Origin of the sequence: Streptomyces sp. Sge12 (assembly GCF_002080455.1) — a bacterium.
Lineage (GTDB): Bacteria > Actinomycetota > Actinomycetes > Streptomycetales > Streptomycetaceae > Streptomyces.
In genome coordinates this window covers 932,949-944,647 of sequence record NZ_CP020555.1, presented here as the reverse complement: position 1 = coordinate 944,647, position 11,699 = coordinate 932,949, and the positions used below count along the sequence as shown (strand labels likewise).

Genomic DNA, 11,699 nt, shown 5'->3' with positions numbered 1-11,699 from the left:
CACCCGGGGTGGGTGTCGGGACCGGCGTCGTCGTGTGGGGGTGGGGTCAGGCGGGTCGGCCGCCGAAGGGGGCGCCGGTGCCGTAGTAGGTGCCCAGTTCCTCGCGGTAGCCGGTGTCGCCGAGGTGCTTGTCGCGGTGGAACTCGGGTGCGTTCTTGATCTGTTCCTTGGTGCCGGCGACGTAGATCTTCTGGTCGTCGGGGTCGATCCTGACGACCGTGCTGGCCGGCAGGAGGACCTCCTTGCCGAAGATCCAGGGGCCGGTGTCGACGACCAGGTAGGCGTCACCGACCTCGTCGGAGTGCTTGTCGACCTTGCCGATGCTGCCGTCGGTCGCCTCGACCTTGTATCCGGTCAGGTCGGTACCGGCGAGGTGGCCGGAGGTCGGCTGGTAGCTCCACACATGTTCAGTCACGCGAAAACAACTCCTCGGTCATTGAGAACGGCGGGGAAATGTTTCTCCGCCGGCCTGGACTTCGCCTGCCCCGCATTCACCGCTTCACGCATTCGGAATCGTTAGGGGGCCGGGATGGTTCGTCGATTCGGCTACCAGCGGTACCAGCGGCCGCTACCGCCCTTCGGACGGGCGACGAAGCCGATGAGCCAAAGGATCAGGACGGCCAGAGCCACCCACCAGAGAATCTTCACCGCGAAACCCGCGCCGAAGAGAAGAAGAACCAGCAGAAGAACGAGAAGCAGGGGAACCATAGTTATCAACCTCCGCAGCACCGCCTGCCCGACCGCACCCGGGACATGCACGCGATTCTTATGTGTTTCCTACTCGGACGGCCGGGCAGACGAGCCGGCCCGATTTCGACGGCGCCCGACCGCAGCTCATAGGCGCGAGCCCGGGGCCGGGCACGCATGGAATCGGGGTTTCGAAGCATGCGCGGTGTATGGAATGCGTGGTGTACGAGGAGCAGTCCGGCCGGTCCGAATTCGTCGAGTGCGGGCTGGACGACGAAGCCTGCCGACTGGTGCTGAAGCGGTTGCGCGGACTGGACGAAGGCGAGTTCGGCTGGGTGCGACTCGTGGATCCCGCCGAGGGCGAACTCGTGCAGTTGGCCGAGGAACTGGGCCTGCACCGCCTGGCGGTCGAGGACGCGGTCCAGGCACGCCAGCGGCCGAAGCGGGAGCGCTTCGGCGACGTACTGGCCGTCGCACTGAAGACCCTCTGGTACGTCGAGGAGGAAGCGGCGGTGGAGACGGGTGAGTTGATGCTCTTCGTCGGCCCCCGCTACGTACTCACCGTCCGGCACGGCGAGCTGGATCCGGCTGCCGAGGCAGCCCGCCGACTCGACGCCGACCCGGCCATGCTGCGCTTCGGCCCCCTGTCGGTCCTGCACGCCGTGCTCGACGTCGTGGTCGACGCCTACAGCGAGGCGGCCGAGACGGTGCGCGCCGCGCTCGACCGGCTGGAGGACCGCGTCTTCTCGTCCGCTCGCGTCGACCACACCGAGGACATCTACTCCCTGAAGCGGGAGGTCCGTGAGTTCCGGGACGCCGTGCAGCCACTGGTGCCCGTCCTGCCCGGTCTGCTGAGCGGTCCGGCCGAGGAGGAACTACCGGCCAAGGTCCTGCCCTATTTCCGGGACGTGGCCGATCACCTGCACCGCACCGACACCGAGGTGCGGACGCTGGACGAACTGCTCAACTCGGTGCTCGACGCACAGCAGGCCCGCGTCGGCACCTGGCAGAACGACGACATGCGGCGGATCTCCGCCTGGGCCGCGATCTTCGCGGTCCCCACCATGGTCGCCGGTGTCTACGGGATGAACTTCGAGCACATGCCCGAGCTCGGCTGGAGCTACGGCTACCCGCTCGCCGTCGGCCTCATGGCGCTGGCATCGGGCTGCCTGTACCGCGCCTTCCGCCGCAACGGCTGGCTCTAGGCGGCCGGCGGCCGGCGGCCGGTCGCTCGGCGGCCGGTCGCTCGGCGGTCAGCGGTGCGCGGCTCTGTGGCCGAACCAGTGGCCTCGACCGCGCGGCTGGTCGGACACCGGAGCGCTGGTCCCGTCGCGGGGAGCGTCGGCGACCGGCGTACCGCCTTCGACGCGGCCATCGCGCTCGCGGTCCACGGCGGCGGCCTCACGGCGCGACAGGTCGCGGTCCCGGCGGGCCTGCGCCGAGCGACGGGCCGACCGGCGGACGCCCATCATGACCAGGGCCAGACCCAGGAGCGCGACGGCTCCGACGATGATTCCGGTCAGGAACAGGGATCCGGTCGAACCGCTGGCGTGGTAGCCGAACACCGAGAAATCGCCGCCGGCGCCGAGCTCGTGCCCCGCACCGGTATTGCCGAAGACCCCGGCCAGGCCGACGACGATGGCGGCGATCAGAAGGATGAGTCCGAGGATGAGAAACATGGAATGGCTCCTTGGATCCGCGTCCGGACAGCCGCCGGACACGGCTTGCGCCTACCCCGGTTGTGAACCATCACGCCACAAAAGGGACATAAGGATTACCGGTCGCGCGGGCGGTGCCTTCAGGCGATGCGCAGGGCCAGTACGACGACGTCGTCCCCCGGAGCGGGGTCGGCCGATCGCTCGCTGATCCGCCGGAGCAGTTCCGCCGGCGGGAGGTCGCCGTGGCGGGCGAGCAGGTCCACGAGTCGTGCGATCGAGGCGTCGATGTCGTGGCCGCGGCGCTCGATGAGCCCGTCGGTATAGAGCAGCAGCGTCGAGCCCGCGGGGAGGTCGCGCCGGGCCTCGGTGCGCCGGTACGGCCCGAGGCCCCCGTGGAGGAGGATGTCGTGCTCGGCCAGGAGGGTCACCCGCCCGTCGGGGGTACGGAGCAGGGGCGGCGGGTGGCCGGCGTTCGACCAGGTCAGCCTCCAGCCGGGACCGCCGTCGACGAGGTCGAGTCGCGCGTGGACCAGCGTGCCGCCGGCCTCGATGGGCAGGACCGAGCATGCGGCGTCGAGCGCGGTCAGCGCCGTGGCGGGGCTGTACGGCGGGTGGTCGAGGGTGGCCTGGCGCAGCATGCTGCGGATCTGGCCCATGATCGTGGCTGCGTGCATGTCGTGCCCGGTGATGTCACCCACCGTGACCATGAGGGATCCGGGACCGCCGCCGCCGGGTGGGGCGGGCGGCAGGTGGTAGGCGTCGTACCAGTCCCCACCGATCATGTCGCCGGCCGCGGCCGGTTCGTACAGGGCGCTGATCTCGATGCGGTCGGTGACGGGGAGGTCGGTGAGCATGGCCTCCTGCAGCTGCCGGGCCACGGAGACGCGGTCGTCGAGGTACAGGGCGCGTTCCACCGCCTGCGCGACGTAACCGGATGCGGCGGTGAGCGTGGCACGCTCGGTGATGCCCACCTCGTGCCGCTTGGCCCAACAGACCGCGAGGACGCCCAGCAGGGCGCGGCTGCCCCAGAGCGGCAGGCACAGCACGGTGGTGAAGCCCATGCGGTCGAAGAAGCCGACCGCCTCGGGGCCGTACTCGGCGACGAGCGCCTCACGGTCGGGAACGAAGACCGGCCGCCCTTCCCGCATGGCCCGCGTGCTCGGGAACGCCGCGCTCACGGGGAGCGTGAGGACCTCCAGCTCCACCGAGTGCTCGATGTCGGGGTCGGCGACCCGGTGCAGTTCGTCCTTGTCGGCGACCAGCAGACCGACGTACGAGGGCTTCCCGACGCCGACGAAAAGGTCCCGCAGCCTGCGCCGGACGTCCTCCAGCCCGGACGTCTGTGCCAGCTCCTCCGAGGCTCTCAGCAGCAGCTCGGCATGGTCCATGCCGGCCTGGGCCTCGTGCTCCAGGAGCTCCGCGTGGCTGCGGGCGTGCTCGGCGGCGGCCCACGCGGTCTCCAGTACCTGCTGTGCGGAGCGGCTCTGCGCCGACAGGACGCGCAGGCACAGCTCGGCGGAGCAGGCCGCGGCCAGATCCTGCAGGTCGGCCAGCTCGCCGTCGCCCCACGTCCGTGGTGCGTGGTCGATGGCGCACAAGGAGCCCAGGACCAGCCCGGCGGCGTCGGTCAGCGGCATGCCCGCATAGGCGACGAGCCCGAGATCCTCGATGGCCGGGTCGGTACGGAGCCGGTCGTCGGCACGGACGTCGGCCACGACCAGGGGCTGCCCGGAGGTCGTCACGTACCGGCAGAGCGAATGCGACAGCGGCAGCGCCCGGCGCTCCGCCCAGGGCTCCGGCAGACCGATCATGCCGGGCAGGATCTGCCGGTCCTCCTCGACCAGCGACACGAGAGCGACCGGCACCCGCAGGGTTCGTGAAACCAGCCGGGCGAAGCGGTCCATCCCGGTGTCCGGGGCCGCCGAAAGACCGGCGGGCAGCAAGGCCCGCCGCCGTGCGCTGCCCGGGACCGCTCCGGGTTCCCGGCCCTGTTCCGGCATCTGCCCTCCGGTCGCGCTGTCCCGAGGCCCTCCACCGCATCCTAGATCAGTGGGGGGCCGCTCCGCCGGTCATACGGGGACAGGGGCAGCACGGCCGGTCGCCGGTCGCCGGACGTGGACGGGTCAGGCGGGCGGGACGCCGAACGACAGGCCGGAGAGGTAGTGCGTGCCCACGGCCTCGTGGTGGTCCGCGTTCCCGAGGTGTTCGTGCCGGTGGAACTCCGGGGCGGCCTTGATCTGTTTTTTCGTACGGTCCACGTAGACCTTCTCCGCCGCGTGGTCGACGCGGGTCACCAGGCCGGCCGGAAGCAGGACCTCCTTGCCGAGGATCCACACCCCGGTGTCGACGACCAGATAGGCGTCGGTGACCTCGTCGGAGTGCTTGTCGACGGTGCCGATGCTGCCGTCGACCGCCTCGACCTTGTAGCCGGTGAGGTCGGCCGCCAGATAGTCGACGCCGGCGCGGTAGGCCCACACGTTCTCCGTCATGCGGTACAACTCCTTCGCTCGGAACCCTTGCCGACGGCGCGTCTGCCCCGAGACCGGCGGCTCGATTCCCCTGCGGGCGGTCCCGAGCCGCATCAGAACGAGTGCGGCAGCCAGGGGGCCACCTCGCCGCCGAGGGCCAGGGAGGCTCGTGCGAGCGTTCCGCGCCTCAGCTCACGGGCCCGACCGGCCCGCGCGAGAGCGGTCAGCGAGACGCCGCCCAGGTAGGCGGAGGCCAGTGCCCCTGCGTGCAACGCCACATCGGCCGCTGCGCGGGTGCGCGTGCACGATGCGCCCCCGGCGTCCCCGGTGAGTTGCCAACGGCCCTCGTTCCAGGGGCAGAAGGGGTCCGTGACCTCGAGGACGATCTCGATCCGGGTGCGGTACGTGCGGGCTTCGAGCGCGGCGCCCACATCCACCAGCCGGACGAACAGGCCGTCCCGCAGCTGCCTTTCGCACCGGCGGACGTCGGAGACGAGGTGCTGCCACGCGTCGTCCACCGGGCGGTTCTGTGCCACGAGGGCCGACGTCAGATCGATCTCGAAGAGGAAGCGCCACAGTGCCGCGTACGCGGTGGGATCCCGGGCCTCGAGGTCGCGGAGCACGATCCTGCCGTGTGCGCCCGAGACGTCCCACTGCGGTGTGTTGTGGAAACGGGCGTATCCGACCGTCGCCCCGTCCCGTTCGGCGACGACGCACTGGAGGGGTGCGCCGCCGTCGCGGCCGCCGCCCTGGGGCGGCAGTACGGCCAGGCGCTCCCACCCGGGCCGGCGGGCCGGCATGCCCGGCCGCTCGGCCACCTGGTCCGCGTACACCGCCTCGCACGCCGGCAGCGCGGACACCGGATCGGCGTACCGCAGGCGCACCCCGTCCGTGCCCGTGCCGGCCGGGGCCTCCAGGCGTACGCGCGTCGTGTCGATGGTCGTCGACAGCTGCTGCGTGGCCAGGCCGTAGCCGAAGCGGCCGTAGATGGCCGGCTCGGACGCCACCAGTGCCGCCAGCGGTTCGCCCCGCTCGCGGATGTCGTCGAGCTGGCGCCGCATCATGGCCGTCATCAGCCCGCGCCTGCGGTGCGTGGCGGACACGCTCACCATCGTCACCCCGGCGGTGTCGACCAGGGCGCCGCCCGGCACCGAAAGGCGCAGCGAGAAGGCCCCGGCGGTGCCCACGCACTCGTCGCCGTCCCAGGCGCCGATGGACCGGTCGGGTTCGGTGAGGTCCTGCCACAGCTCCCGCGTCTGCGGGGGCGTGGGCGGCCCGCCGAACGCCCGCTCCAGGGTCCCGTACCAGGTGTCCCACGCGGGGGCCTCCAACGTCCGCAACTGTGGCGCCATGGGTCACCTCTACCAGGGATTCCGGCCGCGGAGGCGTACGGGGCGGGGGTGCCACCCGGGTGGGTCACCCGGAGGGGCTTGACGAGGCGCACCCAAAGACATGACACTCGGAGTGCAAGTTGTTTTGTGGCTGTTCGTGGCATTTATTCGCTGCCCGTAACGAAAGGCGAGACATGTCTGTCCACACCGCCCGAGCGTCTGCCGGGCCGAGCCGTGTCCATGCAGGTCAGGGCGGGACCGGGCGGCGCGGTCCGTCGGTCGCGCAGGTGTCCGCCTACGCCGCTGCGGGCGCGGCCGTGGCTGCCGTCTGGGTGCTCGGCGGGGACATGCCCGCGTGGGAGCACGCACTGCGCGTCCTCGTGGTGGTGCTCTGCGTCAGCGTGGCCGGCCGCTTCCTCGGCCGCCGCCTCGCCCGGGCCGGGAGGGCTCCGCTCGACCGCCGACTGTTCCTGGGCCTGGTGGCGGGGAAGGTGCTCCTGGTGGCCGTGGCCCTGCTCGTCGACCGGCTCGCCGGCCTGTGGTTCGCGGAGCCGACTCTGATCACCGCCGGGTTCCTGTTCGTCCTGGTGACCCTCGGCGGCCCCGCCCTGCACGGCCGGCTGTCGCACGGAACGCCGGCCCCGCAGGCTCTGGAAGAGACGGCCTAGGTACGGGCGGCGGTGGGCGGCCCGGGTGGCCATGACACCGTCCACGGGCGGGTGCCGCCGTGGCGCAGGCGCAGCAGGAAGTCGAGGATCCCCGCCGCGCCGTTGCCGTACTCGGAGCCGCTCGTGGCGTCGGCGACGAGGCGCAGCCCGTCGGACTCGCAGTGCTGGGCCTCGATGAGCGCGGCGATGCCCTCGGCCCGGGTGCGGTAGCGGGCCTCACCGGTGAAGTCGGCCATGTCCAGGAGGAAGTGGCCGGTCCCGGCGTTTCCGCAGCACGCGCCGGCGATCGCACGCCACGGGTCGCTGACGCCGGCCGCCGCGGCCTGTTCGGCGAGGTCCGCGAAGCGCTGCACGCCGGTCGCCGCCCACAGCCGGATCAGGAAGGTGCCGATGCCCGCAGGCCCGTTGCACCATTGGGTGCTCGGCCGGAACTGCGGCTCGCCGCCCACTTCGGCGGGCCAGGCCGCCCGGCCCTCCTGCACCCGCGCGGCCCGGACCAGGGTGTCGCCCGCGCCGAGGGCGGCGGCTGCGAACCGGCCCGCTTGCGCGGTGTGTCCGCGAGCCTCGGCCGCGGCCGAGGCGGCCAGCAGGAACGCCCCGACCCCTGCCGTCCCGTGGGCGAATCCGTACGTGTGCGCTCCCGCGAGTACGGAGTCCGTGTCGCGGGAGGTCGGCCAGGTCCAGTCGCCGCCCGTCCGGTCCGCGGCGTCCAGAACGGCATCGGCGCGGGCGAACGCCGCTTCGAGGAGGGACTCGTCGGCGGTGGCCTCCCACAGGTGCAGACACGCAGTACCCGCCCCGGAGAGGCCGTGGGTGACGTCGGGGCTCGGCCACCGGGTCGGGAGCTGCTCGACGAGCGCGATCGCCCGATCGGCCATGGCCGCGTCATCGAGCAGCCGGGCGGCGTCGAACAGCGCCCAGGCCGTGCCGGAACGGCCGAAGCACAGGCCGGGCAGCAGCCGGTCCGTGCTGAACAGGCGCTCGTCCAGCCAGCGGGCGGCCTCGGCCACGGTGGTGAGCGGGGAGGCGCCACCGCCGGCCCGTGCGGCGTGGGTGAGGGTGGCGAGTACGCCGGCCGCGCCGTTCCAGGTGTTGCAGGGATCGCTGCGCGGCACGTCCCATTCCGGCGCGGGCCACAGCGCTGCGCGCCACGGGGTCATGGTGCGTTGCAGGTGGGCGATGCCGTCGTCGAGCAGCCGGTCGATCGTGTCCGGCCGGTACGGGGGCAGCGCGGCCCGCGGCGCCGGGGCCGCCGCAGGCCCACCGGCCCGACGGGCGCTGTTCCCGTTCGGCCCGGTCGCCCCGTTCCGCCCCGCCAGCCAGGCCAGGGCGTGCGGGAGGGTCCACCGCGCGCCGGGGTCGGCCAGGGTCAGCCCGGCGATCAGTTCGCCGAACGGTGCCAGCGCGGGGTGCGAGAGGGCGATCAGCGGGAGCACCCGCTGCCCGTCCCGGCGGTGGTCGGCGCCATCGGTCCAGCCGGCCGCCCATCGGGGATCGAGGCCGGTCAGAAGGGAGAAGAGGACCACTCCCAGGCTGAAGCGGTCCGCCGCCGCTCCCGCGACCGCGGTGGACTCCGCAGCCGATGCGTGCAGCCCCAGGGCCCTGACCTCGGGTGCGGCGAAGCCCCGCGTGTAAGCCGGGGCGCACGGCCGCCCCGCTTCGGTCACGTACTCGGTGTCGATCAGACGCAGTTCCCCGGATGGGGTGACCATGACGTTGTGCGGCTTGAAGTCGCGGATCACGAATCCCGCCTCGTGAACCGTCCGCACCAGGGCCACCAGCCCCGCGACCATGGCGGCGGACTCGGCCGGTCCCGGTCCGCCCTCCCGGGCGCGCGCCGACTGCCACAGGTGCAGGGGCTCTCCGGGCACCAGCTCCTCGGCGAGGAACAAGTCGCCCTGCTCTTCGAACAGCCGGACCATCCCGGGGGTGATCCCCAGCGGTGCGAGCTGCTCCAGCGTCCTGGCCTCGTCGCGCAGCCGGTCGCGCACGTCGGTTCCGTCCAGGCGGGCGCCGACGTGTGCCCGCGCGTGCTTGACGACGACTTCGAGCCCCGTCCGTTCGTCCACCGCCCGGTAGACGCCCCCCTTGTTCGCGTGCCGGACGGCCCGCAGCACCTTGAACCGGCCCCCGAGCAGCACCGGTGCAGCCGTGTCGGACGCGTGGGATGCGTGGGATGCGTCTGGAAAGGGGTAGGCGGCCCAGGGCGGGAGGGTGAACCCCGCGGCGCGCTCGTCCTTGATCCTGCTGCCGTCCGGACCGGTCATCCACGGCTCGAGGACCCCGTCGTCGTTCAGGGCCGTGTCGCCGCTGAACTGCCCGTACCGGAAGAAGACGAGGCTGCCGGGCCGCACCGGCCTGTCGGACAGGATCCTGGGGCCGCTCAGCCCGGCCGTCGCGGCATCCAACTCACGGGCCAGGACGCGGAACCGCTCATCGTCGTCCGGGTACACGGTGATGAACTTTCCGCCCGTGCCCCGGTCGTGCCAGACGTCCCCGAGCCGTACGACCCGGTCCAGATCGACCGCGAACTTGAAGGAGGCCCCGCGGCGTGTGAGCACCTGCGCCGACCGGGCGAGAACGAGCGCCGCCGACAGCGGAGTTGCCGAGACGTGGAGCTTCCATCCGTGCTTGCGCCGTACGGCGGCGCCCGGAGGCCGTACGAAGCACCACGACTCCGTCGGCTGCAGGGTCCACCGCTGGCCTCCGCAGCGGCTCAGCACGGCGCGTGCGACATCGAGCAGCAGGAGCGAGTCGGCCGACGCGTCGTCCGGCGGGGCGGGGTGCGGATTCGCGGTCATGGGCGGTCAGCGCTCTCTCGGATCCTCGGCGGATCACGGTGCGTGTGCGCAGCTCACCAGTCTATGCCCGCCCCGCCGCGCCTTCCTGTCGGGCCGGGCCGGGCCGGCCGGGACGGGCCCGAAGGTAAGTATTTGCACTCAAAGTGCAAAGAAATCCCCAAGTCCGGTGTTCTGTCGATTTGTCGGGGTATCGACCATGTGCCGGGTCGAGGTGATCCGGGAGGTCCGAGGAGAGAGGCAAGGCGATGAACGAGACGACGACCGACCTGAACGCCCTGGAGCTGCTCCCGCAGGAGCAGGAACAGGAGATGTCCGAGCGCGACTGCACCGGTTGGTCCAGCTGCACCCTCACCCTGGCGGCCGATGAATGACCGCGTGGCCGCCGACCCGCGCCGCAAAGGCGCCCCGTCCGGCAGCCGATGGCTCGATCCCCGCCCCACAGGGCGGGGATCAGCCGTGTACCGGCGATTTCCCTGGCGCGCCCTAGGGGCGGTCGGTCGTGGCGAGCAGGGCGTGTACGGCCGTCTCCATGGTGCGGGCGGCCGATTCGGCGCTCAGGCCGCTGCTGCGCCAGTGGTACCAGGCGCCCCAGGTCGTCACCGCGTCCAGACCGTGGAGCACTTCGGACCTGCGTGACGCGGGCAGGCGTTCGAGTTCCTCCGCGAAGATCTCGGCCAGTCGCGCCCGGGCGAGGTCCAGTACCTCTCGGGTGACCTCGGCGACCCGGTCGCCCGGTGTCTCCAGGCGCATCAGGGTCAGCTGGGCCGGAGTGATCCACTCCAGGATCCGTGCGCGCTGTTCCGTGAGGGCAGCCACCCTGGTGTCGCGCGGACCGGTCGTCGGAAGCGGCCTGATCTGCTCGATCAGCTGCTCCAGCCGACGGGTGATCGCCGTCTCCACCAGCTCGGACAAGTCGGCGAAGTGGTGGAACACCAGGCGCCGCGACACGCCCGCACGCTCGGCCACCCGCTCGGCGGGGAAGCTCGATTCCCCGTCGTCGAGCAGGGACAGTACGGCCTCGGCGATCTTCACCCGGGACTGGCGGCCCCGCTCGGCGCGGCCGTCCGCGGCGCGCTCCTCGGTCCGTGGTCGTCGAGCCGACTGATTCACGGCGCCCCTCCCCACTCGCTGGGTGCCATTGTCGCAAACGAGCCGGCGGGGCGGCCGCGTCGGCGCGGCCGGAGCCGGAAGTCCCGGCGGGGGAGCGGTGCCCCGCGGGTGCCGACCGTACGGGTGGCAGACCGCGACCGTCCCGGGGAGCCGCAGGGCGCGCCTGTTTGGTTCGGTGCGTACGTGTCTACGAATCGCGGGCCGGTGTTCGAAGAACAGCCCGGCGTGCCCTCCGCTTCCGAAGGAGACCACCCCACCATGCCCAGAAACCCGCGATGGCTCGTCGCCCTGGCGGCCGGAGCCGCAGTACTGAGCGCGGGCCCGGCCGCAGCGTCGGCAGCGCCGCCGGCCGCGGTCAACCCGGCCCCCTTCTCCACCATCACCGTCGACCGCAACACCGTGGCGCACGGGGAGACCTTCACCGTGTCCGCGAGCCGGTACTGGCCGAACGAGGAGGTGTACGTCCGGCTGATCCCGGAGGGCCGGGCCGATGACACCCGAGCCGTGGAGGGGTCCGACGGGAACGGCGACCTGCGCGCCGGGCGGCGCATCGTTACCCTCGCCATCCTCCTCGCCAACGCCGACGGAGAGGTCTCCGGGACGATCACGGTGCCGGAGCGGCGCGCCGCCGCCCGTCACCGCCTCCGCGGCGAGTACCACCTGGAGCTCGCGGGGCACAGCTCCCAGCTGTGGCAGTCCATCCCCTTCAGGGTGCTCGCGCCCGAGTTCGGCCAGCACCACAGGCCCGGCCGCGGACCTGGCGAGGGCCCCCACGGCAGGCCCGTCGCGAAGCCCCACGACGAGCGCCGCGAGGACGCCCGCAAGGAGTCGCAGGAGGGCTCGCACGAGGGCTCGCACGAGGGCCCGCGCGGGGACGCGCCGCAGGCGTCCCCCCAGGCCTGACCGCGATACCACGGCGCTCCGCGGCGCGTGCGACGCTTCGCACTGGGCCGGGCGCCGTATGACAGTCACTCAA

Annotated in this window: 12 protein-coding genes; 4 read left to right on the top strand and 8 right to left on the bottom strand. The window is 72.4% G+C overall.

Annotated features, from left to right (window positions below):
• Positions 1-46: 46 nt before the first annotated feature.
• Positions 47-415: a PRC-barrel domain-containing protein gene (locus B6R96_RS04365; RefSeq protein ID WP_030391049.1), complete on the bottom strand. Its 369-nt coding sequence runs from the start codon at positions 413-415 to the stop codon at positions 47-49.
• Positions 416-546: 131 nt separating this feature from the next.
• Positions 547-708, bottom strand: a complete 162-nt coding sequence (locus B6R96_RS04360) for a hypothetical protein (RefSeq protein ID WP_030385292.1) — start codon at positions 706-708, stop codon at positions 547-549.
• A gap of 200 nt (positions 709-908) precedes the next feature.
• Here B6R96_RS04360 and B6R96_RS04355 point away from each other — a divergent pair, with 200 nt between their 5' ends.
• The gene (locus B6R96_RS04355) at positions 909-1,892 is read left to right on the top strand and encodes a magnesium and cobalt transport protein CorA (RefSeq protein ID WP_237291317.1); all 984 of its coding nucleotides are present in this window, start codon (positions 909-911) and stop codon (positions 1,890-1,892) included.
• Between the two features lie 48 nt (positions 1,893-1,940).
• Here the strand turns inward: B6R96_RS04355 and B6R96_RS04350 are convergent, their stop codons facing one another.
• The 4 genes from B6R96_RS04350 to B6R96_RS04335 all read right to left on the bottom strand — a co-directional run bounded on the left by B6R96_RS04350 (position 1,941) and on the right by B6R96_RS04335 (position 6,165).
• The gene (locus B6R96_RS04350; protein WP_081521645.1) at positions 1,941-2,366 is read right to left on the bottom strand and encodes a hypothetical protein; all 426 of its coding nucleotides are present in this window, start codon (positions 2,364-2,366) and stop codon (positions 1,941-1,943) included.
• 119 nt (positions 2,367-2,485) lie between these two features.
• A complete protein-coding gene (locus B6R96_RS04345) occupies positions 2,486-4,345 on the bottom strand; it encodes a SpoIIE family protein phosphatase (protein ID WP_081521644.1) in 1,860 nt (619 codons plus the stop codon).
• 123 nt (positions 4,346-4,468) lie between these two features.
• Positions 4,469-4,834, bottom strand: a complete 366-nt coding sequence (locus tag B6R96_RS04340; protein WP_081521643.1) for a PRC domain containing protein — start codon at positions 4,832-4,834, stop codon at positions 4,469-4,471.
• Between the two features lie 92 nt (positions 4,835-4,926).
• Entirely contained in the window at positions 4,927-6,165 is a 1,239-nt protein-coding gene (locus B6R96_RS04335) for a GNAT family N-acetyltransferase (RefSeq protein ID WP_081521642.1), read from the bottom strand.
• A gap of 266 nt (positions 6,166-6,431) precedes the next feature.
• On the opposite strand from B6R96_RS04335, the gene B6R96_RS04330 reads away from it, so the two are divergent.
• Positions 6,432-6,812, top strand: a complete 381-nt coding sequence (locus B6R96_RS04330; protein WP_081521641.1) for a hypothetical protein — start codon at positions 6,432-6,434, stop codon at positions 6,810-6,812.
• On the opposite strand, the gene lanL is transcribed toward B6R96_RS04330, so the two are convergent.
• Entirely contained in the window at positions 6,809-9,613 is a 2,805-nt protein-coding gene (lanL, locus tag B6R96_RS04325; protein WP_081521640.1) for a class IV lanthionine synthetase LanL, read from the bottom strand. The genes B6R96_RS04330 and lanL overlap by 4 nt on opposite strands.
• Positions 9,614-9,858: 245 nt before the next feature.
• Here lanL and B6R96_RS38505 point away from each other — a divergent pair, with 245 nt between their 5' ends.
• The gene (locus tag B6R96_RS38505; RefSeq protein ID WP_257789484.1) at positions 9,859-9,984 is read left to right on the top strand and encodes a hypothetical protein; all 126 of its coding nucleotides are present in this window, start codon (positions 9,859-9,861) and stop codon (positions 9,982-9,984) included.
• A 112-nt stretch (positions 9,985-10,096) separates the two neighbouring features.
• Here B6R96_RS38505 and B6R96_RS04320 read toward each other — a convergent pair whose 3' ends face one another.
• Complete coding sequence (locus tag B6R96_RS04320; protein ID WP_237291316.1) at positions 10,097-10,723, bottom strand: TetR/AcrR family transcriptional regulator; 627 nt, start codon at positions 10,721-10,723, stop codon at positions 10,097-10,099.
• Between the two features lie 258 nt (positions 10,724-10,981).
• Here B6R96_RS04320 and B6R96_RS37165 point away from each other — a divergent pair, with 258 nt between their 5' ends.
• Positions 10,982-11,626 (top strand): hypothetical protein, encoded by a 645-nt coding sequence (locus tag B6R96_RS37165; protein WP_081521637.1) that lies wholly within the window; start codon positions 10,982-10,984, stop codon positions 11,624-11,626.
• Positions 11,627-11,699: the final 73 nt, after the last annotated feature.

Bases quoted from the DNA above. Each gene is read 5' to 3' on its own strand.
- lanL (WP_081521640.1), bottom strand. From the start codon at position 9,613: ATGACCGCGAATCCGCACCCCGCCCCGCCGGACGACGCGTCGGCCGAC.
- B6R96_RS37165 (WP_081521637.1), top strand. From the start codon at position 10,982: ATGCCCAGAAACCCGCGATGGCTCGTCGCCCTGGCGGCCGGAGCCGCA.
- B6R96_RS04335 (WP_081521642.1), bottom strand. From the start codon at position 6,165: ATGGCGCCACAGTTGCGGACGTTGGAGGCCCCCGCGTGGGACACCTGG.
- B6R96_RS04340 (WP_081521643.1), bottom strand. From the start codon at position 4,834: ATGACGGAGAACGTGTGGGCCTACCGCGCCGGCGTCGACTATCTGGCG.
- B6R96_RS38505 (WP_257789484.1), top strand. From the start codon at position 9,859: ATGAACGAGACGACGACCGACCTGAACGCCCTGGAGCTGCTCCCGCAG.
- B6R96_RS04345 (WP_081521644.1), bottom strand. From the start codon at position 4,345: ATGCCGGAACAGGGCCGGGAACCCGGAGCGGTCCCGGGCAGCGCACGG.
- B6R96_RS04360 (WP_030385292.1), bottom strand. From the start codon at position 708: ATGGTTCCCCTGCTTCTCGTTCTTCTGCTGGTTCTTCTTCTCTTCGGC.
- B6R96_RS04350 (WP_081521645.1), bottom strand. From the start codon at position 2,366: ATGTTTCTCATCCTCGGACTCATCCTTCTGATCGCCGCCATCGTCGTC.